The organism is Novosphingobium sp. HII-3 (assembly GCF_002916655.1).
Taxonomy (GTDB): domain Bacteria; phylum Pseudomonadota; class Alphaproteobacteria; order Sphingomonadales; family Sphingomonadaceae; genus Novosphingobium; species Novosphingobium panipatense.
On record NZ_PPSM01000014.1, the window covers coordinates 387256 to 413359 of the forward strand.

A 26104-nucleotide genomic window follows, 5' to 3' on the forward strand; every position below is an offset into this window, starting at 1 on the left:
ATCCAGTTCGTACACTTCGGCCCTCGTACGGAGGGCACAGTGATTCGATACGCACATCTTCGCAACCGCTTCACCGGCGGTTTTCTCCCCGCCGCCGCGGCCGCCATGGCGACGCTGTTCCCATCGCTCGCCATGGCGCAGGCCGTCGCCACCGATCCGGCCGGATCGGGCCCGATCGTCGCCGCGCTCGGCTGGTTGCAGGGCACCTTGCTGGGCAACGTGGCGACCGCCGTGGCGGTCATGGCAGTTGCCGCAGTGGGCTTCATGATGCTCACCGGACGGATGAACTGGCGCTTTGGCGCAACGGTCATCATCGGCGTGTTCATCCTCTTCGGCGCGGGCGCCATCGTTACCGGCATCCAGTCGGCGGCGATGGGCTGACGGGAGGGGTCCCGTGGCGCTCGCCCGTTATCCCGTTCATCGCGCGCTGACCCGCCCGCAGATGTTCGCGGGTGTTACCTACAGCTTCTTCATCATCAACGCAGCGGTGACGACGGAGGTGTTCCTCATCAGCAAAAGCTTCTGGGCGCTTCCCGTGGCGTTGGCGATCCATGGGACCGGATATCTGGCGTGCCTGCGTGAACCGCGGGTGTTCGACCTGTGGATCGCCAAAGTCAGCAAATGCCCGCGCGTCGCCAACTGGCAGCGCTGGGGCTGCAACAGCTACGCACCCTAACTTCTGCGCGGGGGATGACCGTGATGGCCAAGAGCTCCAAATCGCCTCTCAAAGGCAGGATGGCCCGTTTCCGGGGGAAGGAAGTTTTCTCGGGCGACCGCCTGCCGTACGCAGGTCTCGTCGACGAGAACGTGGTGCGCCTGCGCGACGGGTCTGTCATGCTGGCGCTGGCAGTTCCCGGCCTGGCATTCGAGACCGCCGACAGCGATGAACTGAACGCGCATGTCGCCACGCGGGAAGTTTTGCTGCGCTCCACGCTCGACGCCCGCTTCGTGCTTTACCATCACGTGATCCGGCGGCGCGTCGAGATCGAGATGGATGCGCCCTTCGAGGATCCCGTGGCGGCGCATATCGACGCGCGCTGGCGGGAGCGCACCGGTTCGGGGGCGCTGTTCGTCAACGACCAGTTCGTCACGCTCGTGCGTCGTCCGGCGCGGGGCAAGGCGGGCTGGGCGGAGAGGCTCCGCCGTGCCGTCGGCAGCCGGAACGGCGAAGCGGCGCAGGCCGATCCGGCCGACGTGCGGGCCCTGAGGGCGGCCGCCTCGGCGATGGCCGCCTCGCTTGGCGCCTATGGGGCGCGGCTGCTGGGTGACTACCACACCGCGGCAGGCCGATGCTCGGAGGTGCTGGAACTGCTCTCGGCGCTTTACAACGGCGAGATGCGCCCGGTGCGCCGTCCTTCGGACGAGACGGACATCGGCCACATGCTTCCCTACCGGCGCGCCAGCTTCGGGATGGATGCGCTGGAACTGCGCGGGGCGCGCGGCGCCTCCTTCGGCTCGATCGTCAGTCTCAAGGACTATCCGGACGCCACCGCGCCCGGCCTTACCGACGGGTTGCTGCGCCTCCCCTGCGAACTCGTGCTGACCGAGAGCTATGCCCCGTCGGATCGCCAGATCGCGCGCGAGCGGATCGACCTTGCCATCCGCCGCCTGCGCAGCGCGGACGAGGAGGCTGTGGCCGAGCGGCGCGAGATGGCCTCGGCCCGCGACTCTCTTGGCACTGGCTCCGTCAGCTTCGGCGACCATCACCTTTCGGTACTGGTGCGAGCGGATTCGCTCGAGGGCTTGGACGAGGTGACGGCGATGTGCGCGGCCGCACTGGCTGATGCAGGCGCCGTCGCGGTGCGCGAGGACGTGAACCTGGAGCCGGCTTTCTGGGGCCAGATGCCCGGCAACGAAAGCTTTGTCGTACGGCGCTCGCTCATTTCCAGCGCCAACATGGCCTGCTTCGGGTCGCTCCACGGCTTCGCGATGGGACAGGCGAGCGGCAACCATTGGGGCGACGCGGTGACGCTGCTCGCCACCACCAGTTCAACCCCGTTCTTCTTCAACTTCCACCAGGGTGATCTCGGCAACTTCACCGTCATCGGCCCGTCGGGTTCCGGCAAGACGGTGGTCATGAACTTCCTGGCCGCTCAGGCGCAGAAGTTCGCGCCGAGGACCATCCTGTTCGACAAGGACCGCGGTGCCGAGGTGTTCCTGCGCGGGATCGGAGGCACGTACAGCCGCATCGCGGCCGGGCATCCCACCGGTTTCAACCCGCTGGCGCTTCCCGACACGGCCGCAAACCGCGCGTTCCTGCGTGACTGGCTGGGTGTCCTGCTTTCGGCAAGCGGCGCGGAGGAGCTGGCGACGATCGCGAACGCCGTCGATGCCGCGTACCATAACGATCCGGCCTTGCGACGCCTTTCGCACTTCCGTGAGCTGCTGGCCGGCGCCCGCCGTCCGGAGCCCGGCGACCTGGCCAGCCGGCTCGATGCATGGCTGCAGGGCGGCGAGCATGGCTGGCTGTTTGACAACCAGCATGACCGGCTCGACCTGACCCGCCGCGTGCTCGGCTTCGACATGACGGCACTGCTCGAGAGCCCGCGCCTGCGTACGCCGGTCATGATGTACCTGTTTCATCGCATCGAGGAACGCCTCGACGGCGAGCCCACGATGATCCTCATTGACGAGGGCTGGAAAGCGCTCGACGACGAGGTGTTCGCGGCTCGTATCCGCGACTGGCTCAAGACGCTGCGCAAGCGCAACGCGCTGGTGGGCTTTGCGACCCAGTCCGCGCGCGATGCGCTCGACAGCCGGATCGCGACCGCTCTGGTAGAGCAGACCGCGACCATGATCTTCATGCCCAACGCCCGCGCCCGGGCCGAGGATTACTGCGAAGGCTTTGGCCTTTCGCAGCATGAACTCGACGTCATCCGCACGCTGCCCGCTCATTCGCGCTGTTTCCTCATCCGGCAATCCGACGCTTCGGTGGTGGTGCGGCTGGACCTTTCCGGAATGCCGGAGGTCCTCACCGTCCTGTCCGGTCGCGAGAGCACCGTTCGCCGGCTCGACGCCCTGCGCGAGCGGCATGGCGACGCCCCGCAGGCCTGGTATCCGGCCCTGACCGGCATGCCCTGGCCGGGTGAGGAGGAGCTTGACGAGGGCGTCTGGATCGAGGCGGCGGAGTAGTCCGATGGCCTCCTCCACCTGTGACCAGCTGACCGAAGTCGCCTCCGCCGGGGTTGCCCCGGCCCTGCGGGCGGTCGACTGCGTGGCGAATGAAATGGCGGCTGGCGCCTTCGGCCGCCTGTTCGGCGCGGGCGGCGCGATGGCGCCGGTCCTGACGATACTGCTGACGCTCTACATTGCCTTCTTCGCGTTCTCGCTGCTGACCGGCCGTTCAAGCCTCGGCATCTCCGCCCTCTCGCCCCGCATGATGCGCCTGGGCGTCGTCCTGACCTTCGCGACGAGCTGGATCGCCTACCAGGGCGTGGTCTGGAATCTCGCCGTCGGCGGGCCGGACTGGATTGCGGGCGTCCTGATGGGCGCCAAGGGTTCGGCGACACAGCTCTTCGGGGATCGCATCGACATCGTCTTTTCCGCCATCAACGAAATCTCCGAGGCGGCACAGGGCGGCGGGGCGCAGGAGACTTCCGGCGCAGCCATCGCGAGCAAGGGCGCCAGCGGCCTGTTCACGCCGGAAAGCGTCATGTGGATGGGCGCGCTGCTGCTGCTGCTGGGCACCGTGGGCGTCCTGCTGACGGCCCGCATCGCGCTTGCGGTGCTGCTTGCGCTTGGCCCGATCTTCGTGGTGATGGCGCTGTTCGGCGGTACGCGCGGGCTGACCGCGGGATGGCTGCGCGGCGTGGCGCTCACCGCCGTGACGCCGCTGTTCGTCGTGCTCGGCGGAGGGATCACGCTCGAGCTGCTGGTGCCGATCATTTCGGGCCTGGTCCAGAGCGTCAACGCCGGCGCGATCGACGGGCGCGGTGCGATGGCGCTGTTCCTTGTCGCATCGGTGCATGTCGCGCTGATGGTCATGGTCGTTAAGGTCGCGGCCACCATGGTTTCGGGCTGGCAGGTGTTCGGCCTTGCTCGTCCCGACCGCGAAAGCGGCGCCTCGGCGGGTCAGGCTGCCGCCCCCGCCGTGGTGACGGCCGCGCCGCCTTCCGCGCCGGCCTACCAGAGCCGCAGTGCGGCGGTATCGTCCGCCGCCGCGGCCGGAGCCGGCTCTTTGCACGCTGCCGACGCGCCGTCCCGCCCAGGGGACCGCAGGACTGTCGTCACTCAGGTCATGGGCGGCAGCATCGAAAGCGTTCGCCCGGGGCCAGCAGCGGACCGGGCAAAAGGCATAGGATCGCGCTTCCGCAGCGCCGCGAACGAAAGCGGCAGGCTGCCCGCGAAGGAGAGAATACGATGAACCGCGCGACACTGCGCAGCGCCGCCTGCATGTTGAGCCTTGCGGCAAGCCTTCTGGGGAGCGCTTTGCCCCAGCCCGCCAGCGCCGATGACCGGCTCGTCGCCCGTTTGTACAACGACCACGAAGTCGTGCGGATAGATGGCAAGGCGGGCGTGCAGGCTACGATCGCCTTCGGGGATGGCGAGGCGATAGAGAACGTCGCCGTCGGCGATTCCCAGGCCTGGCAGATCACACCGAACAAGCGCGCCGACCTGCTTTTCGTAAAGCCGCTGGAGGTTGCCGCACGCACGAACATGACCGTCGTGACGAACCGCCACACCTACTTCTTCGACCTTGTCGCCAGCCCCCGCGCGAAGCCGCTTTACATGCTGCGTTTCACCTACAGGGACGAGCCGAAGCCCCAAGCAGGGCCTTCGACGGTTCCCGGCGCGCTGAACCCGGCCGAGCAGGCCCTGGCGGCGAACGATCCCATGGCACTGCCGTCCGATGCGGCGGACCTTAACCGCGACTGGAAGCGGGAAGGCAGCGCCCGGCTGTTGCCCGCGCAAGTGTATGACGACGGATCGTCCACGTACCTGCTCTGGCCCGAAAAGATGCCGGTTCCCGCCATCCTCGTCACCAACGAGAAGGGCGATGAGGGGCCGGTCAACTATGCCGTGCGCGACGCGACCATCGTCATCGACGCCGTGCCCGACCTCATCGTGCTGCGCTCCGGCAAAGCGAAGGCGCAGCTGGTGAACGCACGACCCTTGGCCTCGCGACCGGTGCCTGTGCGCGCCACTGCCCGTCCCGCCTCGGCGGCTCTGGCCAATGCATCCGCCGCTCCGGCTGCGGCCGTGCCCACTGCACAAGGAAACTGACCGATGGCGCTGAGCTCCCTTCCGCGCGACCGCCTGGCTCACGATGCGACAGATCCACGTGACGGGGAGGGCGCGCAGGTCATCGACCTTGCGACCCGCAATGTCCTGCCGCAGGTGTCGCAGCGCAAGAAATCCGACGGCCTCGGCCTCGCGGCGGGCGTGCTGATCGTGGCGGCGCTGGGCGGCGTCACGCTGTGGTCGATGGACTCGGCGCGCAACGGCCCTGCGGCGCCCGCACCCGGCGCGCAGTCGACGCAACCCGCCAGCGGGCAGCCCGCAATCGCTGCTGCCGCGCCGGCGGTTGTCCCGGCTCCAGCCGCCGCACCCGCGCCTCTGCCCGCGCCCGCTCCGGCACCTGTCCTGGCGGCGGCTCCGAATGCCGGAGCAGCTGCAGCCCCGGCGACTGGCCGCTATGCCAGTCCCACGGTGGTCTTCGACGTCGGCAGCGCGAGCGGAGTTCCTGTTCCCGCCGCCGCCGCCGGGGAAGCCGTGAAGGGTGGCAACGCGAACGACGACTTCGCGGCGCGGATCGGCGGCACCGGGTCCACCGCGTCCGCCGCGCGCTCCTTCGATCCTGCGACGACCGTCACTCAGGGCACCCTGATCCCGGCGGTGCTGGAGACCGCGATCGACACGGATGTCCCCGGCTACGTGCGCGCCGTGGTGTCGACGGACGTGCGCAGCTTCGACGGACGGCATGTCCTGGTGCCGCGTTCGTCGCGGCTGATCGGACAGTACAAGAGCGGCCTCACCGCCGGACAGAAGCGCGCCTACGTCATCTGGAGCAGGCTGATCCGGCCGGACGGCGTTTCGGTAAACCTCGGCTCGCCCGCTATCGCCTTCGGCGGCGAGACGGGCTTGCCGGGCAAGGTCAACAGCCATTTCTTCGAGCGCTTCGGCTCGGCCATGCTGCTGTCGGTGGTGAGCGGACTGACCACGCTCGCGTCGAGCGGGTCGAACGTGGTGATCGGCGGGGGCGGCTCGGCCGCCTCGGCCGCCGTCCAGAACGGCGCGCAGATCGGACCGACGATCCGGGTGCGGCAAGGTGAACCCATCCGCGTATTCACCGCCAAGGACCTAGACTTCAGCACGGTGAAGTGAAGCATTATGGCCGACGTTCTGCCTCTCCAGCCCCTGCCGTCGAGCGCCGTCATGGCCGAAGCGCCGCCGGTCGCGCCGCGCAGCGTCTATCTCGATGCCTATCTCGCGCCCCTGCGTCCGTGGCTGGAGCGTGAAACCGTGACCGAGATTCTCGTCAACCGCCCCGGCGAACTATGGGTGGAGGACGCCGCGCTGCCCGGGATGCAGCGCGTGGAGCTGCCGGAAATGGACGACCGCCTGCTGCAGCGGCTTGCAGAGCAGGTGGCGCGGATCAGCCATCAAGGCATCAACCGCGAGCATCCGCTGCTTTCCGCCACACTTCCGGCCGATGCGGGACGCTCCGGCGCACGCATCCAGCTGGTCGGCCCCCCGGCGACGCGTGCCAACTGGGCGCTGGCGATCCGCCGCCACCGTCTGCTGGACCTGCCGCTCGACGCCTATGATCGGGGCCCGATCGCCCCCGTGGCCGAGGAGCCCGGGCCCGATCCGCGGGTGCAGCCGATCGGCTTCCTGCGCGAGGCGATCCGCCGCCGGCGCACGATCCTCATTTCGGGCGGCACATCCACCGGCAAGACCACGTTCCTGAACGCGATGCTGTCCGAGATCCCGGCACACGAGCGGGTGGTGCTCGTGGAGGACACCGCGGAACTGCGGCTGCCCGGTGCCAACGGTGTCGGTCTCATCGCGGTGAAGGGTGAGCTGGGTGAGGCGAAGGTCTCCGCCAACGATCTTCTTCAGGCGGCCCTGCGGCTTCGGCCCGACCGCATCGTTCTGGGTGAGCTGCGCGGCACGGAGACCGTCAGCTTTCTGCGGGCGATCAATACGGGCCATCCCGGATCGTTCTCCACCGTCCATGCGAACACCCCGCGTGGTGCGCTGGAACAGATCGCGCTCATGGCCATGCAGACGGGCATCGGGCTCACCCGCAGCGAAACGCTGGAATATGCGGCGTCGGTCATCGACATTGTCGTGCAGCTTGACCGCAGCGGCGGCAAGCGCGGCATCTCGGCGATAGCGGAGAGCGCGACCCTGCTTTGAACGCAGGGCCGGGGGACGGGTCAGGCCTCGATCAGGGTTCCGCCCGCCGTCTCGACGCGCCAGCTGAGGCCGAGCCATTCCGCCAGCGCCTTGATGTCCTTGCCGTTGCTGGCCCCGTAGAGCGGCCGCACACGCTCCTCCAGCGTCAGGACAAGGATGCCGTCCCTGACCGCGAGTGACGTCGCATCGAGCCCGCCGGGCACACCGCCTGTCAGGCGGCGGCAGAGACGCACGGCAAGGCCCCAGCCGATCGCCCGTTCCAGGTCGGTCTTGCTGGCGAGGCGGGTGAACTGCGCGGGCACCTCCGTCATGCCCGAGTTGGCGAACACGGTCATTGCCATCATCCCGCGTCCGCGCATGTCGAGGCCGATCCAGCGCTTGCGGAGGGCCCAGGCCAGCGCCTCCTCGGTGCGCATGTTCGGCTCCGTCCGCATTGCGGCGAGCGCCAGCAGGCTGGCTGCCTTGCGCAGGTCCGCATCGGCATCGGACTGGACGCAGACCGGTGCTGTCCACGCCGCAATCCGCATGGCGTCGGCGGCGCAGACGCGGGCACCTTGCGCGAAGTCCGCGACGCTGGCGAGCATCGGGCTTTCCTGCTGCACGCTCGCGGGCAACTGCATGTGCAGCAGCCCTTCGCGCAGCCCCCACGAGGAAAAGACCACCCGCGAGGGGTGAAGCTGACCGACGATCTGCGCCATCAGCGCGGCGGCGTCCGGAAGCGTCGCGAGGCGGGAGCTTGAAATGCGCGGGTCGGGGTCTTCGATCCTGCCCTTCGCGAACTGCCGGGCAAGCCGCATGGCTTCGGACGGCGCAAGCTCGAACCCGTGAGGATCATCGACCGGCCATTCGAGCACGCGCATGGCCTGGAGGGCGAGCGCCCGCCACGATCCGCCCACGATGTAGAGGGGCTTCCCACGTCCCCCTTCATGCGGGCCGACGCCCCATCCGCGCTTGGCCAGACCGCCACGCACGGCAGCGGCGAACTTCGCCTCACCGCCTGCGCGAAGATCGGGAAGAAGCAGCGTTCCGAACGGCAGCGTGATGCCGCCGCCGATGGTGGCCGGCGTTCCGGCGTCGGCGGCCGCTTCGATCTCGACCAGTTCCAGGCTGCCCCCGCCAAGGTCCGCGGCAACGCCGCTGGCCCCTGGAAAGGCCGCGATCACGCCCGTGGCACTGGCCAGCGCTTCCTCATTCCCCGAAAGCAGGCGTGGGGAAAGGCCGAAGCCCCTGACCGCCTCGAGGAACTCCGGGCCGTTCGAGGCGTCGCGTGCCGCCGCCGTCGCGACGCACTGCACGTCCTCGACCTCCAGCAGGCGCAGCAGCGTGGCGTACCGCGACAGGGCGGCGAGCGCGAGCCGCATGGATTTTTCGGAGATCGCCCCGCTGCGGCCAAGATCCTTGCCCAGCCGCGCGTTGACCTTCTCGTTGAGCACGACCGAGGGTGCGCGCGGCGTCCCGTTGTAAACGACGAGACGCACCGTGTTCGAGCCGATGTCGATGATTGCGCGCCTGGCGCCGGACTGGCTGATGCCGATCATTCTGATCAATACTTACCACAAGGCCCGAAGGTTCCGAGGCCCGCCGCGAACGAATTTCCGCATAGTCTTGAAAAGGCCCCCGGTTTAGACCGCTCTATGTCAGATGTGCCCCCGTCTGAGCGAGAGCTTGGGGACCTTTCGTCCACTGTCGAGTGCGGCGCCGCGACCGGACAGGGACGGGTTGGTCATGAAGTACCGATGCAGGTTGAAGGCGTTCTCCACCTCTCCCACCCGGGTATAGGTGCCGTCCGGCGCCAGGTCCCACGATTGTTCGCTGTCGAGCAGGTTGGCGAGCATGACCTGGTCGAGCACCTGGTCATGAACCGTCTCGTTGCGGATCGGCAGGAGAACCTCGACGCGCCGGTCGAGGTTGCGGCTCATGCCGTCGGCCGATGTTATGAACACCTTCGCATGGCGGTTGGGCAGGTCCGCACCGTTGGCGAAAGCCCAGATGCGTGCATGTTCCAGGAAGCGACCGATGATCGACTTGACCGCGATGTTGTCGGACAGGCCGGGTACCCCTGGCCTCAGGCAGCAGATGCCGCGCACGACCAACTCGATGTCGACGCCCGCGCGGCTTGCCGCATAGAGCCGGTCGATGAGGTCCGGATCGGTGAGCGAATTGAGCTTGGCCCAGATCGCTGCGGGCCTGCCCGCCTCGGCGTTGGCGATCTCCGCATCGATGCACGCGTTCAGCGTCGCGCGCAGTGAGATGGGAGAGATGGAGAGCATGTCGGTGCTCTTGGGCTCGACATAGCCAGTGATGAAGTTGAACAGCCGCACGACGTCGCGCCCGGCGGCGGGGTCTGCGGTGAAGTACGACAGGTCCGTGTAAATCCGCGCCGTGATCGGGTGATAGTTGCCCGTTCCGAAGTGGCAATACGTTCGGTATGCTCCGCCCTCGCGCCGCACCACGGCGGAAACTTTGGCGTGAGTTTTCCAGTCGACGAAGCCGTAGATCACCTGCACGCCCGCGCGCTCTAGCTGGCTGGCCCAGAGCAGATTCTGCTCCTCATCGAAGCGGGCCTTCAGTTCGACGACCGCCGTCACGGACTTGCCCTGCTCGGCCGCCTGGATCAGGGCCGAGATGATCGCGGACTGCTTGCCGGCACGGTACAGCGTCTGCTTGATGGCGACCACGTCGGGGTCGCGCGCCGCCTGCTTGAGGAAGTCAATCACCACCTCGAAACTTTCGTAGGGATGCTGGACGACGATGTCCTTCTCACGGATGGCGGCGAAGATATCGCCATCGTGCTCGAGGATGCGTTCGGGGTAGCGGGGGCTGTAAGGCTCGAACTTCAGTTCAGGACGATCCTCGTCGCAGATCGCGGAAAGCCCGGAGAGGCCGATGATGCCCTCTGTCTTCATGACCAGCGCCTGGTCGAGCCCCAGCTGCGTTCGGAGCAGCTCTTCGGCGGCCGGGTCGAACCGTCCCTGCAATTGCAGCACGATCACGATCCCCCGGCGGCGGCGCTGGATCGCGGTACGGAAATACCGGACGAGGTCTTCCGCGTCCTCCTCGATCTCGAGGTCGCTGTCGCGCAGGATGCGGAACACGCCGTGGCCGTTGAGGCGGAAGCCGGGGAACAGTTCGGCCGTCGCGCGGCAGATCAGATCCTCCATCGAAATCCAGGCGGCTTCCTCGCCCGGGATGCGCACGAAGCGCGGCAGCGGGGAGGGGATGAGCACCATCTCCATGACCGGCGCGTTGTCCGCGATTCGGGAGAGGGAGAACAGGACGCCGATGCCCTGGTTGGCCACGAAGGGGAACGGGTGCGCCGGATCGATCGCCTGGGGGGTGATGACCGGCATGACGTGTTCGGTGAAGTATTCCCGCAGCCAGGTGTCGCGCTCGGGGCTGATCTCGTCATCCTCGCCCACGACCACGATGCCCGCTTCGGCAAGCTGCGCCTTGAGCGTCGTCCAGGTCTGCTGCTGGATCTGCTCGAGCTCCAGCACCTTTTCGTGCGTGATGGCGATCGCCTGCGACGGGGTGAGCCCGTCGATGGAGATCTCCTCGATCTGGCTGCGGACCTGTGCGTGAAAACCGGCCACGCGCACCATCAGGAATTCGTCGATGTTGTTGCCAGAGATGGACAGGAAGCGCAGTCGCTCCAGCAGCGGGTAGTTCGGGTTGCTGGCTTCCGCAAGCACGCGCTCGTTGAACGCAAGCCAGCTCAGTTCGCGGTTGAAATAGCGTGCGGGTTGGACCGTCAGTTCGTCGACAGTCTCGGGTGGTTCGCTCGTGCTCGGCATGTCCATGGTATTCACTCAAGCGCCTCTGGCACGGCAGGATGACACAATTGCTGCAATTGTGGAAAGGGGGAGCGCCCCCATACAGCTGGTAAGGCGATTTGTTCCCGGCGATCCAGGCCGCATACGGTCAGGGCCGGCTGGAAGACCGGGCGACGCTCAGGACTTGCGGCTCGGATCGGTCACTGGCTCGCCGGGGAATATGCCTGCGATGGCAAGCGCGGCGCCGATGCGGGAAAGCGTGTCGAGCACGTCGCCCACGCTTTCCTCGGCGACCAGCAGGTTGAGCGTCTCGCGCGTGGGGAGGGGGCCGCGATCCCGCAGGGACGTGACGAGTTCGAGAATCACCGCCTCGTGCTCCGAGACATGGCTGCAGCCCATCGGGCAGAAGGCGAGCGTCTCTAGCGCATCCCGGTTGAGCAGCACCATCACCCGGTTGAACGGCTGCAGGCCGCCGATCATGCGCCACCGGGCGAAGGCCGGGGCAAGGACGTGCGCAGGGCAGCGCCGTTGGGCGATGGCCGTCACCCATGCCCGCATGGACCAGACAAGGAACCGGCAACCTTCGTCCAGAGAAGTGAGCGGACGGTCGACGTACTGGTACATGCGAGGTCTCCTTTTAAGGTTTGCACATGCGAATGATTATCATTAGCTAGTGTTACGCGGCTTGCTCCTCTCGTCAAGCCCGCAGCCTGGAGGACTGCTTGTCATGGGGCACTCCTCCCATCCTGTGACCTTGGCCGGGGCGGCTCCTTGCCTTGCCCGCCCCGGCCATCTTTTTCACAAGGAGGAGCGACTTACTTCCCGACCCGGTAATCGCAGGCGCCCTGCAGAGGGCCCTTCTCTCTACCTTCTCCCCAGGTCGTCCACGCTCCATGCGCAGCCTGCGAACAGCTTATCCACAAGCTTGCCAACAGGTTGTGCGGCAATAAGCGGCTTGCCGATCAGCGGTAGTCGAAGCCGCCCTTCGGCTGCACCTTCAGGGAATTCTGCTGGAGTGCCGTCATCAGGTACGATCCGACCAGCATCGGGAATTCGAGCATCTGTTTCTCGTCCCAGGTTCTTGCAAGCGTGTCCCACGTCGCATCGCTCAGGCAGTGGTCGGAAAGCAGTTCCTCCACCCCGCGCAGAATGGCCGATTCGTGCTCCGTCCAGCCGGGCGCCTGCGACCCTTCGAGCACGCGCTCGATTTCCTCGGCGGTGACGCCGAACGCCTTGCCGATGTCGACATGCTCACACCATTCGAACGGCGCGCGGGCGAGGCGGGCAAGGCGCAGGATCGCCAGTTCCCGCTCCCGACCGGGGATCGCCCCCTTCGCCAGTTCGATGCCAAGAACCATTTGCCCCTTGAACATCCCGGGATGACGCAGGGTGATGAGGCTGACGTCGGGAAACGGCCGACTTTCGGGGATGGAGAAGGCGGCGCGGATGACGGCGACCTGCTCCATGCCTTCGGGGCTGACGTCCTCCAGCCGCAGCGGGGCGTAGCGCGGGCCCTTGTCCACGGTCTGCTTCATGCGGGCGGCAGCATCGAAATCGTACGTGCCGGTGATCGGTTCGGGCATTCGGGTTCCTTCGTCGTCAGGCCGCCCAGCGGTCCATGTGATGCAAGTAATCGGTGAAGCGCGCGCGCACCGCCTCCAGGTCGAGGCCGAAGCGGGCGGGGTCGGGCTTGACCATGCGCTCGGCCTGTTCGTTGCCGGCCCACCACTGGCTCATGGCTCGGGCGAAGGCGGGGGAAACGTCCTCTCCCAGCCAATCGTAAAGGCGGCGAACTTCGCCGATCGGATCGGCTTCCATGGTCCGGAAGTGAATGTCGAAGAAACGATTGTCCTGCCCTGCCGCGCGGAAAGCCATGGCGCGCTTCATCGCTTCGGACCAGCACTGCACGTTGAGTTCGCCGATGTAGACCGGGTCCGGATGGTCGGTGAACTTGCCGATGATGTCGGCATAGACGGTGGCGACGGAAAGCATGACCTCGGCCGGATCGCGGTGCGTCATCACGAAGCGGCCATCGGGAAAAGCGGCATCCAGCGCGCCGAGGTAAAGCATGTGAGTAGGAGCCTTGAGACGCCACGGCCGCGCCGACTCCCCCCATTGCAGCAGCTTGAGCACGCGTCTTTCGTAGCGGTAGGTACCGGCCAGATCAGCTTCGATCAGCCATTCGGAATAGCTGGGTATCTGGGCGAAGGCCTGGAAGATCTGGCTGCGGAAATCGAGCGCCATGAGGTCCTGGCATTCCATCGCGCCGTCGATGCCGGTGGGCGTGCGGCGACCACCCTTCAGCGTCTCGTCGACGGCGCTGGCCGAGGCGCCGCGACGGGGGTCGGCGGCCTCTACGGTGGAGGGGGGCGGACAGGGCTGCGCGCTTTCCCAGACCCGCAGATAGCGGATTTCCGGGTCACTGGAGAGCAGGAACGACAGGGCCGACGATCCCGTCCGCGGCAGGCCGACGCCGAAGAGGGGGGAGCGGATCCGCTCGTCCTCGATTTGCGGGAAGCGACGATACCAGTCCTCCACCATCAGGCGCTGGCGCAGGTGGAGCAGGATGCGGTCACGCAAGGCGTGGTCGCCGGCGGCATTCAGGCGCGCTTCGGTGTTCAGCGCCCGGACGAGACGTTCCAGCCCCTCTTGGAAGCCATCGTCGCCAAAGTCGGACAGGCCGGTCTCCGCTTGCGCCGCCGCCATCAGGGCTTTGCTGTCTTCCATGCCTCTCCCCGCCCGGTTCGTCCGGTCTTGCGCACCAGTATGCGCGGGCGCGGGCGGGGCGCCAAGCGCCGCGGCGATACTGGCGCGTGGAGAGGGGGCTACCCCCGCGCGGCCCTGACCGCCGCAGCTCCGGCGAAGGGCGCTATGGCGATGAGGACGAGGCTGCTGGCTCCAGCAAGGGCGAGGCCGCTCTCGCCGCCCGTGCCCAGACTGCCGGCCCCGAAGATCAGCACCGGTACTGCCATCGGAATGACGAGCAGGCCCGCGAGAGCCGCTCCGCCGCGAAGGCCCGCCGTCAGCGCCGCCACGGTGACACCAAGCGCGGCGAGTCCCGGTGTACCCGCCAGGAGGCCGAGCTCGACCATACGCAGGGTGGCACCATCCAGTCCCAGCAGGGCGGCGGCGGGAAACGCGGCAAGCATCAGGGGCGGGCCGAAGCTGAGCCAGTGCGCCAGGACGCGCACGGCGATGACGAGCTCTTCCGAGATCCCGCGCAGGGCCCACTGGTCGAAGACGCCGAGCTCGATGTCAGGTTCCACCAGCCGGTCGAGCGGGAGGATCGCAGCCAGCAGCGCGGCAACCCAGATCACGCCGCCGCCCGTGCGGGCCAGCAACGGCGCATCAGGGCCGACGGCGAAAGGATAGAGCATCGCGACGGAAAGGAAGAACAGCACGGGAAGGAGCGGCCCGCCGCCCCGGCCGCCAAGCAGCAGTCGTCCCAGATCCCGGCGCAGCAGCGCGGCGGCCCGGCTCATGCCCCGAAATCCGCGAGCGCGAGGCGCGCAAGGCCGGTCAGGCGAAAGGACTGGTGCGAGGCGACGATCGCCACGCCTCCGGCCGCGCAATGCTCGGCCGTGAGGGTCTCGGCCAGTTCGACAGCCCGCGAGTCCAGCCCGTTGAGCGGTTCGTCGAGCAGCCAGACCGTCGCCTCCTGTGCGAGGAGGCGGGCGAAAGCGGCGCGCTTCTTCTGGCCGGTCGAGAGGTAGCGTACCGGCACGTCTACAAGAGCGGCCAGGCCGAGCCGCTCAAGGTTGCGCTGAACCGCTTCGGTCGGGGCACCGTCCATCCGCTGCCAGAACGCCAGAGCCCGGCCGAGCGGCAGGGCAGGGTCAAGGGCGGGGCGCTCGTCCAGCAGGCCAACGGAGCCTTCCACGGTGACGGTCCCGGCGTAGGCGGGGGCCAGCCCCGCGAGGATGCGCAGGAGGCTGGACTTGCCGATGCCGTTGTGCCCCGCGATCTGCACCGCCTCTCCTGACGAGAGGTTGAGCGAGAGCTCGGCGAAAAGCACCCGATCCCCACGCCGGCAGGCAATGTTCCGGGCGGTGATGGCTGCGGTTCGTAAGGGTGCCCCTTGCATGGCGCGGAGCGATAGGGGAAACCTCGCGGCCTGCCAAGGAGACGCCAGTGACCATTTCCCGCCTGACCGCCGACCAGCGTGACGCCATCCTCGCGGAACTGCCGCGCTGGCGGCTGCGGAGCGACGGCCTTGCGATCGAGGCCGAACTGAAGTTCGCCGACTTCAACGAGGCGTTCGGCTTCATGACCCGGGTCGCCCTCTATGCTGACAAGGCCGATCATCATCCCGAATGGTTCAACGTCTACAGCACGGTGCGCATGACGCTGACGACCCACGACGCCGGCGGCCTCAGCCAGCGGGACGCGGACATGGCGCGGTTCGTCGAGACGCTGCTGCCGGGCTGAAGAAGCGGCCGGTCAAAGGGCGGGCCGATCAAAGCGCTGGATTGTTGTAGCAGTGCCACGTGAAGATGGCTGCGGCGCCCCGGTGCGGGCGCCAGCCCTCTGCCAGTTCGCGGGTCTGCTTTTCGCTCGGCCGTTCCCCGAGAGTCAGCAGCTTCTGCAGCCCGACCTGCACGGCAAGGTCGCCGGCCGGCCAGATGTCTGGGCGGCCCTCGGCGAAGAGGAGGTAGATCTCGGCGGACCAACGCCCGATGCCCTTGATCTGCACCAGCTGGGCTATGGCCTCCTCATCGTCGCGCGGCAGGTTATCGAGGTCCAGGCTCCCTGCCACCACCAGTTCGCAGAGCGAGCGGGCATAGCCCTGCTTCTGGCGGGAAAGGCCACAGCCTCGCAGGGCGTCGAACTCGGCCGCCAGCAGGGCTTCGGGTGCCATCGTTTCGCCCAGCAGGGCTTCGAGCCGGTTCCAGACCGACGCGGCGGCGGCCACGCTGACCTGCTGGCCCACGATCGTGCGCAACAGCGTCGCGTAGCCCGTGGCGCGGATGCGCGGTTCAGGGTAGCCGGCCCGCTCGATCGCCCGCGCGATAGCGGGCTCTGTCCGGGCAATCGCGTCCAGCCCGGTGCGAAGTTCGTGTGCCGTCAAACCCATGCGTTGTCGTAACCTTGCAAAACAAGGTTGCAGCCTTTAGCAGCCTGCGGCAAGTGCGCATAGAAATGCAGATATGATACAGGATGTATCAGAAGGGGACTCGAGAGATATGCCGCAGATCATCGTTGTGAATCAGTCGGGCGAAGAGTCGAACGTAGAGGCTCCGGAAGGTCGCACCTTGATGGAAGTCATCCGCGACAACGGCTTCGATGAACTGCTGGCGCTGTGTGGCGGCTGCTGCTCGTGCGCGACCTGTCACGTCCATATCGACCCCGCTTTCATCGGCAAGTTGCCCGCGATGAGCGAGGACGAGAACGACCTGCTCGACAGTTCGGATCATCGCAACGAATACTCGCGCCTGTCGTGCCAGGTGCCGGTGACCGCCGATCTGGAAGGCCTGAAGGTCACGATCGCTCCGGAGGACTAAGCGCGACTCCGGGCTGAACTGCGCGACGGCGCCGGCCTGTGCCGGCGTCGCTCACCTCCGGAAGGATCCCGGGGGCACAAATTTGTCGATCAAAACATTTGCGCGCAGCGCCTTGGCTTCCTAACTGTCGCGCCATGACCGCGACAATGCCAAGCGCCCCGCTCTCCAGGCCCTCGACTCTCGATCTTATCGGCAACACCCCTCTGGTGCTGCTCGAGGGGCCGAGCGAAGCCGCCGGCTGCGAGATCTGGGGCAAGTGCGAGTTCGCCAATCCCGGCGCCTCGGTGAAGGACCGTGCCGCCCTGTGGATCGTGCGCGATGCCGAGGAAAAGGGCCTGCTCAAGCCCGGCGGCACCATCGTCGAAGGTACGGCGGGCAATACCGGCATCGGCCTGGCGCTGGTGGCGAATGCCCTGGGTTATCGCACCGTCATCGTCATGCCCGAGACACAGTCGCGGGAGAAGATGGACACCTTGCGCGCGCTCGGCGCGGAACTGGTGCTGGTCCCGGCCGCGCCCTTCTCGAACCCCGGCCATTTCGTTCACACCTCCCGCCGTCTTGCCGAGGAGACCGAAGGGGCGATCTGGGCGAACCAGTTCGACAACATCGCGAACCGCAAGTCGCACATCGAATCCACCGCTCCCGAGCTCTGGGAGCAGATGAATGGTCGCATCGACGGTTTCACCTGTGCGGCGGGCACCGGCGGGACGATCGCGGGCACCGGCATGGGGCTGAAGGCGTTCGACGAGAACATCGTCGTGGCTCTGACAGACCCTCACGGCGCCGCCCTCTACAACTATTACGCCCATGGCGAACTGAAGGCCGAGGGCAACTCGGTCGCCGAAGGGATCGGGCAGGGGCGCATCACCGCTAACCTCGAAGGTGCGCCCATCGACACCCAGTTCCGTGTCTCCGACCAGGAGGGCCTGGAATGGGTGCGCCGCCTCCTCAGCGAGGAGGGGCTGTGCCTTGGCCTTTCCTCGGGCATCAATGTGGCGGGCGCCGTGGCGCTCGGCCGCCAGCTCGTTGCCGAAGGGCGGGAGGATCCACGCGTCGTGACGATCTTGTGCGATACGGGCTTCCGATACCTGTCCTCGCTGTACAACCCGGAGTGGCTTGAAGCGAAAGGCCTGCCGGTCTTCCCTTGGCTGGCGCGGTGATGTAAGCCGGGAACGAACGGCAGGTGTTCTTCCGCCAACATGCACTATGATTGAGTCGCAAAGTATTCTCGAACCTCTGAAAACGGCGCAGCACTATACGCCGCGGTCCGCGCGTGAACTGCGCTCGCAGGCCGTGTACCGGCTGCAGGTGGGCCTGTTCGGCCTTTGTGCGATGCTGCTGATCGTCGGCCTCGCCAACGTCATCCGCGACCGTCTGCGACTTTCGGAAAGCGCCGACCCCATCCAGCAGGTCGTCGCCGTCGACGCGAAGCCGACGAAGGCTGCCAGCGATCCGCTGGCCGACATCGGCGTCGTGCCGTCTGCCGATACGACCACCCGTTCCAAGCCGTCACCCATCCCCGACGCGGAGATGACGGATGAGCCAGGTGCGCCTGTCGCGCCGTAGCCGTCGTGTCCTCCTGCCGGGCTTCCTGCTGGGACCCTTGCTGGCCGCCTGCGGATCCGGTGGCGCGGAGAACCTGGAGACGGCCAGCCAGCAAACGATCGGGCTCTATTCCAGCCTGCCGATAGCCTGGAACGAGAGCAGCGATATCCGCGGTCTGCTTGCGGATGACCATCCTCCACACTGGGCTCTTCGGCTGTTGCGCGACAGAGGAAAGGTAGTGCCGCTCGATTCGCTTGCCGATGCGACTGGAAAGCTGCCGCTGCCGCTCTCCGCCGTCCTCGTTCTTGCGCAGCCCCGGCCCCTCACGCCGCAGGAGAATGTCGCCCTTGACGCCTGGGTGCGCCAGGGAGGGCGGGTGCTGCTGTTCGTCGATCCCCTTCTCACCGCCCATTCCCTCTTCGGCCCCGGTGACCCGCGCCGGCCGCAGGACGTCGCCATGATGTCCCCGATCCTCGCGCGGTGGGGTCTGGGGCTCGAGTTCGACGAGGCGCAGCCCGCCGGGGAGCGCGAGGCCGAGCTCGCCGCCGGTTCGGTGCCGGTCAATCTCGCGGGGCGCTTCCGGGCCTTGGGGAAAGCTGGGGAAGGGGCTTCCGGGAAAACCGGGGATGCGGTCGCGTCCTGCGACATTTCCGCGCAAGGGCTGCTGGCGGAGTGCCTCTCCGGCCGCGGCCGGATCGTCGCTTTTGCCGATGCGGCCTTGCTTGAGAGCCCTGAAAATCCGGGGATCATAACGGCACGTCGCGATGCCCTTGCTGCGCTACTTTCTCGGCTGACCGCCGCGCCCCGCTGAAGCCCGTCCGCGGTGAAGATTTCGTAATACCGGGGATGACGCGGGACGGCGCAGGTGCGCCTGCTGACCCCGATATTCGTCTGAATAGACGCGGTTTTTTGCTTCCGAAATGTCAGCGCAGAGTAAAGGCCTCGTCTATCCAAGGGCAGTTCACCGTAGAAATACCCTCGTTTCCCCACATTTCCCTTTTATCCCCGATCTTCCCGTTATAGAACACCGTCAATCGGAAAGACTGAGTCTCGCCGCGCCTGATTCAGGTGCGGACCCCCGGCGCGCGCGCCGCCGGGTGCGGGGCTCATTATCGTCCGGGATGGCAACACAGGGGCATCACAAACGGGAATGGCGGGGCAGCCATACATCTACAGCGGACCGGGCTTCTCGCTTCTGCGCGACAAGAACCGTTTCGTGCTGCCCAAGGAGCTTCGCTCCCCCGTCCGCGATTCCAGTGGCAAGGACGTGCTTTGTCTTGCCAAGCATGCCGAATGGAAATGCCTTGTCGGGTTCGGCCTCTCCCGCGTCGATGATTTCGAAGCGCAGCTCGACGCCGAGCAGACCCGCGCTGATGGCGCCGGGAAGCCTTTCAATCGCGACAGCCGGGCCATGCAGCTCTACAACTTTCAGCAGGTGCCCTTCGATGGCAGTGGCCGCTTCACGATGCCCGAGGCTCTGGCCGGGCTTGCCGCCGTTGGTGACCAGCTCTTCTTCCAGGGGATCGGCCGCACCGGCATCCTGATCTGGAATCCCGACGAGCTCTACAAACATGCCGACGATCCCGCCTTCGAGGCGGCGATCGCAACCTGCCGCTCTCTCCAGGAAGCGGAACTCGCAAAGGCGAAGAAGTCGTGAGTGCCCCCGGTCAGCCGCATATCCCGGTCCTTCTCGAGGAAGTGGTCGCCGCCCTCGCCCCGCGCGAGGGCGACGTGATCGTCGATGCCACCCTCGGAGCCGGCGGCTACACCCGCCGCCTGCTGGACGCCGGCGCGACGGTGCACGCGTTCGACCGCGATCCCGACGCGATCGCCGCGGTGGAAAACAATCCGGGGAAATGGCCGGAGCTTGCCAGCAATCCACCGCGCCTCGTGTTGCACCCGCGCCGCTTCTCCGAAATGGTCGAGGGTCTCGGTGAACGGGGTATCGACAAGGTTGATGGCGTCGTCATGGACATCGGCGTATCCTCCATGCAGCTCGATCAGGCGGAGCGCGGCTTTGCGTTCGGCGCCGATGGCCCGCTGGACATGCGCATGAGCCAGGACGGCCCTTCCGCTGCAGACTTTCTGAACGGGGCCGACGAGGCCGAGATCGCCGACGTGCTTTACCTGTATGGAGAGGAGCGCCAGTCCCGCCGCGTGGCGCGGGCCATTGTCGCCGCGCGTCCGCTTGCCACCACTGGCGATCTCGCCCGCGTGGTGCGCAAGGCGCTGGGCTACAACCCGGCCTACAAAGGAAACGCGGCGCAAAAGGATCCCGCGATCCGCAGCTTCCAGGCCGTGCGCATCCACGTGAACGGGGAACTGGACGAGCTTGAAGCGGCGCTCGGCGGTGCCGAGACGCTGCTGCGCGAAGGTGGACGGCTGGCGGTCGTGACCTTCCACAGCCTTGAGGATCGCAAGGTCAAGCGCTTCCTGCGCGATGCGGGCAGCGCGGCGCGTGCGACCTCGCGCCACCTGCCGCAGACCGCCACCGCGCCCGCGCCCTTCACTCAGGTGTCGAAGGGGATTCGGCCGGGGGAGGCGGAACTGGAAGCCAACCCCCGCTCGCGCTCGGCCACCCTGCGCAGCGCGGTACGAACCGATGCTCCCCCTCGAATGCCTGATGGCGCCCCCGGTCGAAGGAATGCCGCATGAACCTGACCAGTGACCGCATCCGATCGATCGGCTGGGTGTCCGCGCTGGTGATCTGCGGCGCCGTGACCGTGGGCCTCACGCTGCGCGTCAACGCGGTGAAGAGCCAGGTGCACGACACCGAAAAGAAGATTGTCTGGGTGAAGCAGGACATCGACTTTCTGGAAACGGAATTCCAGACCCGCTCCAATCAGCAGGCACTGAGCGACCTCAACGAGCTTGAGTTCGGCTACAAGGCCCCGACGGCCGCGCAGTACATCGAAGGCGAACGCCAGCTTGCCGCCCTCGGCGTGCCTGCCGGACCGGGCGCCCCCGCGCCGATCCGCTACGCCAATGCCGACGCTCCGGGCAGCGCTGCCGGAGAGGGATCGCTGCTGGCGATGGTTTCCCCGGTGGCGGGCGCGACGGCGGCAGCCCTCGCGGAGAGTTCAAAGGCCACGGCCGCCTCGCGGGACGACGGTCGCGATCCGGAACGTGCGGCGCTTGCGCGTGATGCCGCGGCTCTCAGCAAGCGCCTCGCTCACATCGAGGTCGCCGAGGCGGCCAAACAGTGAACGCCCCTGCCTTTCCCCTCGGCACGATCCCCACCACGGTCTCGGTCGGGCGTCGGCGGTTGGTGAACGTGCGCCAGCGCTCGCTGCTGGTCGCCAAGATGCGCACCCTGTGGGTGCTGGGCGTGTTCGTGCTGATCACGGTCCTGGCGCTCTTGCGCATCGTCTATCTTGGCTTCACGGGCGCGACGCCGCGTCAGATCGATCTGGCGGGGCTGCTCGTTCCGGACCGGGGCGAGATCGTGGACCGCAACGGCGTGCCGCTGGCGCGCGATTTTCGCGTCTACTCGCTCTGGTTCAATCCCAAGGCTATGACTGAGGGCTCCTCGCTGATCCACAGTCCCGAGGAAGTGACCGCCAAGCTCGTGGCGATCTTCCCCGACCTTGATCATGACGACATCCTGGCGCGTCTGCGCGCGGGCCGCCCGAGCTACCTGCGCAAGTCGCTGCTGCCCGAGGACGCCAACAAGGTCCACGCGCTGGGCGAACCGGCGCTGGAGTTCCCGCTGGAGGCGACCCGTTTCTATCCGCAAGGATCGATGGCGGCGCACGTGCTGGGCTATGTCGACAGCTACGGCAAGGGCAAGGTCGGCATGGAGGAGGCGTTCAACGACCAGTTGATCAGCCCCGAAGGGCGCATGAACCCGTCCGTCCTGTCGATCGACTTTCGCGTGCAGAGCGCGCTGGAGGACGAACTGGCCCGCGCCATACAGCTCAGCCAGGCCAAGGGCGCGGCGGGTGTCATTCTCGACGTCGATACGGGCGAGATCCTGGCTCTCGCCTCGCTGCCCTCGTTCGATCCCAACCACGTCAAGCCCAACGACATGGTCGTCACACCAGAGCAGGCCGCCCAGGGCGAAGTCCCGCACGGCTTCAACCGCGTGACCAACCAGGTCTACGAACTCGGCTCCACCTTCAAGCCGCTCACGGTCGCAGCGGCGCTGGACGCGGGCACGATCACCGATCTTGGCCGCCGATTCCCGGCCAGCCCGCTGCGGGTCGGGCGCTTCACCATCAACGACACGCACCGCTACGGCGCCACGCTCAACGTGCCTGAAACGCTGATCCACTCCTCCAACATCGTCACCGCTCATATCGCCGACGAACTCGGCGGCGTCAGGCTCAAGAAGACGATGGAGTCGCTGGGCATGAACGAGCGGCCGTACGTGGAGCTGCCCGCACGCGGTTTCCCGATCTGGGCGCGGGGTGAATGGCCGCGCCTGCGGACCATGACCGTCGCCTATGGCCACGGCATCGCCGTCACGCCGCTCCACCTCGCCTCTGCCTACGCCGCGCTCGTCAACGGCGGGATCTGGCGTCCGGCGACCCTCAAGAAGTTGGCGCCCTCGGATGTTCCCGAAGGCCGCCGGGTGTTCAAGGCCTCCACCAGCGCGCGGATGCGCCAGCTGCTGCGGATGATCGTGCAGTACGGCACCGGCCGCAAGGCGGACGCTCCGGGCTTCCGGGTCGGGGGCAAGACGGGTTCGGCCGAGAAGCCGGGCGCGGGCGGTTATCGGCGCCACTCGCTGATCTCGACCTTCGCGGCCGCCTTCCCGATGGACAAGCCGCGCTACGTGGTGATCTCGATGATGGATGAGCCGCAGGGTACGGCGGCCACGTCCTACCAGCGCACGGCCGCGTGGAACGCCGCTCCCGTGATCCAGCGGGTGGTGCCCCGCATCGGACCGCTGCTCGGCATCATGCCCGATGAAACGCGCGACATCGACACCAGCGACCTCAGGCCGCTGGTCCCCGGGGGAGACGCCGAATAATGAAACTCTCCGTCCTGTGCAGCGCCGCCGGGGTCTCTCCGGCAACGAAGGACCCGGTGGACGACGTCACCGTCACCGGCTTTGCGATCGACAACCGCAAGGTTGCGCCGGGCACCATCTTCGGCGCCTTTCGCGGCGCCCGCTTCAACGGCGAGGATTTCATTCCCGCCGCGATCCAGGCCGGCGCAGTCGCGATCGTCGCACATCCTGACGCCGTGGTGGAAGGCGCGCTTCATTTCGCCGACCCCGAACCGCGCCGCCTCTTCGCGCGCCTTGCCGCGCCGTTTTTCGCGCCCGTGCCCGAAACTCTGGTCGCCGTCACCGGAACCAACGGCAAGACCTCGACCGTCGAGCTTACCCGGCAGCTCTGGCGCATGGCGGGTCATCGCGCGGCCTCGATCGGCACCCTTGGCGTCACCACCAGCGACGAAACCGTCTCCACCGGGCTGACGACGCCGGATATCGCGACGTTCCTGGCGAACCTTGCCGGTCTCGCCCGGGAAGGGGTGACGCATGTCGCCTACGAGGCGTCGAGCCACGGTCTTTCGCAGTTCCGCATCGAGGGGCCGCGGGTGGCGGCGGGCGCCTTCACCAACCTCAGCCGCGATCATCTCGATTATCACGCGACGATGGATGAATATTTCGCCGCGAAGATGCGCCTCTTCGATGAGGTCGTCGCCGAGGGTGGGACGGCTGTCGTCTGGGCTGACGACGCGTGGTCGGACAAAGCGATGGAACATGCCCGCCTGCGCGGGCTCAGGCTTTTCACCGTTGGCGAAAAGGGCGCGGACATTCGCCTCGTCGGCCGCACGCCCAGCGGGCTGGGCCAGAAGCTGGAGATCGAGCACGCGGGCCGCGCGCGGATCATCGACCTGCCGCTGATCGGCGCATATCAGGCCGCCAACGCGCTCGTCGCGGCGGGGCTGGTGCTGGCGACGGGCGGGGACGTGGATGCCACGTTCGATGCGATGAAGCGGCTCGTGACCGTGCGGGGCCGCATCGAGCGGGCGGCGATCACGCCGGCCGGCGCTCCCGTCTATGTGGATTACGCGCATACGCCGGACGCGCTGGAAGCCGCGATGGCGGCCCTGCGCCCGCACGTCAGCGGCCGGCTGATCGTGGTATTCGGCGCCGGCGGCGATCGCGACCAGGGCAAGCGGCCGGAAATGGGCCGGGTGGCGGACGAGGGGGCAGACCTCGCTATCGTCACCGACGACAACCCGCGCGGCGAGGATCCGGCCGCGATACGGGCAATGGTGTTGGCGGGCATGGGGCCAGCCGCGCGTGAAGTGGGCGACCGGCGCAAGGCCATCGGGCTCGCGGTCGCAGAAGCCGGGGCTGGGGACATCGTCCTCATCGCGGGCAAGGGGCACGAACAGGGGCAGATCATCGGCAGCGGCGACAACGTGCGCGTCCTGCCATTCGACGACGTCACGGTGGCCAGGGAAATGGCTGGCTCACTGGGGAGGTAGGATATGAACGCTGTCACCCGGATCCTCGACTGGCCCGCAACGCCGCTTGAGGAGAGCCCGCTGGTCCTCTGGGACGCCGTCACCATCGCGCGCGTGGTCGGCGGGGTGGCGAGTTCCGACTTCACCGTGTCCGGGGTGGAGATCGACAGCCGGGACGTCCAGCCCGGCGACCTGTTCTTCGCGCTCAAGGGCGAGGCGATGGACGGCCACCGCTTTGTCGAAGCCGCCTTCGCGAAAGGCGCGGCTGGCGCTGTCGTCGATCGTCCCGTCAACGGCCCGCACATCCTTGTCGAAGACACCCTGCAGGCGCTGGAGCGGCTCGGCGCCGCCGCCCGCCTGCGCGCCCGTGGCCCGATCATCGGCGTCACCGGCTCGGTCGGCAAGACGGGCGTGAAGGAGATGCTGTTCGCCGCGCTGGACCGGGCGAGCCGTGGCGACGCGCATCGCTCGGTCAAAAGCTACAACAACCACGTGGGCGTGCCGCTGAGCCTTGCCCGCATGCCGGCCCGGGCACGTTTCGGCGTGTTCGAGATGGGCATGAACCATGCTGGTGAGATCGCCGCGCTCACCCGGCAGGTCCGCCCGGACGTGGCGCTGATCACCACGATCGCGCCCGCCCATATCGAGATGCTCGGCTCAGAGGAGGCGATCGCCGACGCGAAGGCCGAGATCTTCGAGGGGCTGGAGGAGGGCGGCACGGCCATCATTCCCGCCGACAGCGAGCATTTCCTTCGGCTTCGGGATGCCGCGACCGCCTGCGGTGCCAGGGTGGTGTCCTTCGGCAAGGCCGCCGACGCCGACGTGCGGCTTCTGGACGCAGTGCCCTCCGCCGATGGAGGCTCCCTCGTCACGGCCGATATGGGCGACCGGCGCGTGTGCTATACGGTAGCGGCGCCCGGCGAACATCAGGTGATCAATTCGCTCGCGGTCATGGCGGCCGTCCGGGCCGTCAAGGGCGATCTCGGCGCGGCCGGGGTGGCGCTTGCCGAAATGGGCGGGCTCGCCGGACGCGGCGCGAGGATGCAGATCCCGGTGGGAGGGGACGGCGAAACCGCGCTCCTGATCGATGAGAGCTACAACGCGAACCCGGCTTCGATGCGGGCGACGCTGGCGCAGCTGGGGCGGACCCCGGCGAACCGCCGTATTGCGGTTCTGGGCGCGATGAAGGAGCTGGGCAGCCATGGTCCGGACTACCATACCGCCCTTGCCGGTCCGCTGCGTGACGCCGGTGTCGACTATGCGCTTCTGGTGGGCGACGAAATGGCCGCGCTCGCCGTGGAGTTGGGGAAATCGGACGCGGCGGCGCTTGGCAAAAGGGTTGCCTTCGCTCATTGCCCGAGCGTGCGGGAAGCTGTCGAAACCTTGCGGGCTTTCGGGCTCCAGCGGGACGATGCGATTCTCGTCAAGGGTTCGAATTCAGTGGGTCTCGCAGCGCTCGTAAGCGCGTTCGGCAAGCAGGAAGGGTAGGGGCGAAAG

The 26104-nt window shown here is 67.4% G+C and carries 26 protein-coding genes; 18 read left to right on the forward strand and 8 right to left on the reverse strand.

The window, feature by feature from the left end; translation table 11 throughout:
* Positions 1 to 39 precede the first annotated feature (39 nt).
* The 7 genes from C2R25_RS05625 to C2R25_RS05655 are packed head-to-tail and all read left to right on the forward strand — an operon-like array spanning position 40 to position 7362.
* Entirely contained in the window at positions 40 to 381 is a 342-nt protein-coding gene (locus C2R25_RS05625) for a TrbC/VirB2 family protein (protein WP_103728605.1), read from the forward strand.
* A 13-nt stretch (positions 382 to 394) separates the two neighbouring features.
* Entirely contained in the window at positions 395 to 676 is a 282-nt protein-coding gene (locus C2R25_RS05630; protein WP_103728228.1) for a type IV secretion system protein VirB3, read from the forward strand.
* 23 nt (positions 677 to 699) lie between these two features.
* Positions 700 to 3132 (forward strand): VirB4 family type IV secretion/conjugal transfer ATPase, encoded by a 2433-nt coding sequence (locus tag C2R25_RS05635; RefSeq protein ID WP_103728606.1) that lies wholly within the window; start codon positions 700 to 702, stop codon positions 3130 to 3132.
* Positions 3133 to 3136: 4 nt separating this feature from the next.
* The gene (locus C2R25_RS05640; protein ID WP_103728229.1) at positions 3137 to 4363 is read left to right on the forward strand and encodes a type IV secretion system protein; all 1227 of its coding nucleotides are present in this window, start codon (positions 3137 to 3139) and stop codon (positions 4361 to 4363) included.
* Positions 4360 to 5223 carry a TrbG/VirB9 family P-type conjugative transfer protein gene (locus C2R25_RS05645; RefSeq protein WP_103728230.1) on the forward strand — a complete coding sequence of 288 codons (864 nt, stop codon included), beginning with the start codon at positions 4360 to 4362 and terminating at the stop codon, positions 5221 to 5223. The genes C2R25_RS05640 and C2R25_RS05645 overlap by 4 nt, the downstream gene beginning before the upstream one ends.
* 3 nt (positions 5224 to 5226) lie before the next feature.
* On the forward strand, positions 5227 to 6324 hold the full coding sequence (locus tag C2R25_RS05650) for a TrbI/VirB10 family protein (RefSeq protein WP_103728231.1): 1098 nt from the start codon (positions 5227 to 5229) through the stop codon (positions 6322 to 6324).
* Positions 6325 to 6330: 6 nt separating this feature from the next.
* On the forward strand, positions 6331 to 7362 hold the full coding sequence (locus C2R25_RS05655) for an ATPase, T2SS/T4P/T4SS family (protein WP_103728232.1): 1032 nt from the start codon (positions 6331 to 6333) through the stop codon (positions 7360 to 7362).
* Positions 7363 to 7382: 20 nt separating this feature from the next.
* Here the strand turns inward: C2R25_RS05655 and C2R25_RS05660 are convergent, their stop codons facing one another.
* The 7 genes from C2R25_RS05660 to ccmA form a co-directional block, all read right to left on the reverse strand.
* Positions 7383 to 8900 carry an exopolyphosphatase gene (locus C2R25_RS05660; RefSeq protein WP_103728233.1) on the reverse strand — a complete coding sequence of 506 codons (1518 nt, stop codon included), beginning with the start codon at positions 8898 to 8900 and terminating at the stop codon, positions 7383 to 7385.
* Positions 8901 to 8999: 99 nt separating this feature from the next.
* Positions 9000 to 11162 carry an RNA degradosome polyphosphate kinase gene (locus tag C2R25_RS05665; protein ID WP_103728234.1) on the reverse strand — a complete coding sequence of 721 codons (2163 nt, stop codon included), beginning with the start codon at positions 11160 to 11162 and terminating at the stop codon, positions 9000 to 9002.
* A 150-nt stretch (positions 11163 to 11312) separates the two neighbouring features.
* A complete protein-coding gene (locus C2R25_RS05670; RefSeq protein ID WP_103728235.1) occupies positions 11313 to 11759 on the reverse strand; it encodes a hypothetical protein in 447 nt (148 codons plus the stop codon).
* A gap of 338 nt (positions 11760 to 12097) precedes the next feature.
* Complete coding sequence (locus C2R25_RS05675; protein WP_103728236.1) at positions 12098 to 12718, reverse strand: carboxymuconolactone decarboxylase family protein; 621 nt, start codon at positions 12716 to 12718, stop codon at positions 12098 to 12100.
* 16 nt (positions 12719 to 12734) lie between these two features.
* Positions 12735 to 13862, reverse strand: coding sequence for a sulfotransferase (locus tag C2R25_RS05680; protein ID WP_103728237.1), 1128 nt, complete (start codon positions 13860 to 13862; stop codon positions 12735 to 12737).
* Positions 13863 to 13960: 98 nt separating this feature from the next.
* Entirely contained in the window at positions 13961 to 14617 is a 657-nt protein-coding gene (locus C2R25_RS05685) for a heme exporter protein CcmB (RefSeq protein ID WP_103728238.1), read from the reverse strand.
* A complete protein-coding gene (gene ccmA / locus C2R25_RS05690) occupies positions 14614 to 15219 on the reverse strand; it encodes a heme ABC exporter ATP-binding protein CcmA (RefSeq protein WP_103728239.1) in 606 nt (201 codons plus the stop codon). Before ccmA ends, C2R25_RS05685 begins: the two co-directional genes overlap by 4 nt.
* A gap of 47 nt (positions 15220 to 15266) precedes the next feature.
* Here ccmA and C2R25_RS05695 point away from each other — a divergent pair, with 47 nt between their 5' ends.
* Positions 15267 to 15563, forward strand: coding sequence for a 4a-hydroxytetrahydrobiopterin dehydratase (locus tag C2R25_RS05695; RefSeq protein ID WP_103728240.1), 297 nt, complete (start codon positions 15267 to 15269; stop codon positions 15561 to 15563).
* A gap of 28 nt (positions 15564 to 15591) precedes the next feature.
* Here C2R25_RS05695 and C2R25_RS05700 read toward each other — a convergent pair whose 3' ends face one another.
* Complete coding sequence (locus tag C2R25_RS05700; protein ID WP_103728241.1) at positions 15592 to 16209, reverse strand: DNA-3-methyladenine glycosylase; 618 nt, start codon at positions 16207 to 16209, stop codon at positions 15592 to 15594.
* 109 nt (positions 16210 to 16318) lie between these two features.
* Here C2R25_RS05700 and C2R25_RS05705 point away from each other — a divergent pair, with 109 nt between their 5' ends.
* From C2R25_RS05705 to murF, 10 genes are all read left to right on the forward strand, one after another.
* The gene (locus tag C2R25_RS05705; RefSeq protein WP_103728242.1) at positions 16319 to 16636 is read left to right on the forward strand and encodes a 2Fe-2S iron-sulfur cluster-binding protein; all 318 of its coding nucleotides are present in this window, start codon (positions 16319 to 16321) and stop codon (positions 16634 to 16636) included.
* Between the two features lie 134 nt (positions 16637 to 16770).
* Positions 16771 to 17796: a cysteine synthase A gene (locus tag C2R25_RS05710; protein WP_103728243.1), complete on the forward strand. Its 1026-nt coding sequence runs from the start codon at positions 16771 to 16773 to the stop codon at positions 17794 to 17796.
* 46 nt (positions 17797 to 17842) lie between these two features.
* Entirely contained in the window at positions 17843 to 18202 is a 360-nt protein-coding gene (locus C2R25_RS05715; protein WP_103728244.1) for a hypothetical protein, read from the forward strand.
* Positions 18174 to 18992 (forward strand): DUF4350 domain-containing protein, encoded by an 819-nt coding sequence (locus tag C2R25_RS05720; protein ID WP_103728245.1) that lies wholly within the window; start codon positions 18174 to 18176, stop codon positions 18990 to 18992. Before C2R25_RS05715 ends, C2R25_RS05720 begins: the two co-directional genes overlap by 29 nt.
* A 339-nt stretch (positions 18993 to 19331) precedes the next feature.
* Entirely contained in the window at positions 19332 to 19838 is a 507-nt protein-coding gene (locus C2R25_RS05725; RefSeq protein ID WP_103728246.1) for a division/cell wall cluster transcriptional repressor MraZ, read from the forward strand.
* On the forward strand, positions 19835 to 20836 hold the full coding sequence (gene rsmH / locus C2R25_RS05730) for a 16S rRNA (cytosine(1402)-N(4))-methyltransferase RsmH (protein WP_103728247.1): 1002 nt from the start codon (positions 19835 to 19837) through the stop codon (positions 20834 to 20836). Before C2R25_RS05725 ends, rsmH begins: the two co-directional genes overlap by 4 nt.
* Positions 20833 to 21387 carry a hypothetical protein gene (locus tag C2R25_RS05735; RefSeq protein WP_103728248.1) on the forward strand — a complete coding sequence of 185 codons (555 nt, stop codon included), beginning with the start codon at positions 20833 to 20835 and terminating at the stop codon, positions 21385 to 21387. Before rsmH ends, C2R25_RS05735 begins: the two co-directional genes overlap by 4 nt.
* On the forward strand, positions 21384 to 23156 hold the full coding sequence (locus tag C2R25_RS05740; RefSeq protein ID WP_103728249.1) for a penicillin-binding protein 2: 1773 nt from the start codon (positions 21384 to 21386) through the stop codon (positions 23154 to 23156). Before C2R25_RS05735 ends, C2R25_RS05740 begins: the two co-directional genes overlap by 4 nt.
* Positions 23156 to 24628 (forward strand): UDP-N-acetylmuramoyl-L-alanyl-D-glutamate--2,6-diaminopimelate ligase, encoded by a 1473-nt coding sequence (locus tag C2R25_RS05745; RefSeq protein ID WP_103728250.1) that lies wholly within the window; start codon positions 23156 to 23158, stop codon positions 24626 to 24628. Before C2R25_RS05740 ends, C2R25_RS05745 begins: the two co-directional genes overlap by 1 nt.
* 3 nt (positions 24629 to 24631) lie before the next feature.
* On the forward strand, positions 24632 to 26095 hold the full coding sequence (gene murF, locus C2R25_RS05750; protein ID WP_103728251.1) for a UDP-N-acetylmuramoyl-tripeptide--D-alanyl-D-alanine ligase: 1464 nt from the start codon (positions 24632 to 24634) through the stop codon (positions 26093 to 26095).
* Positions 26096 to 26104 lie beyond the last annotated feature (9 nt).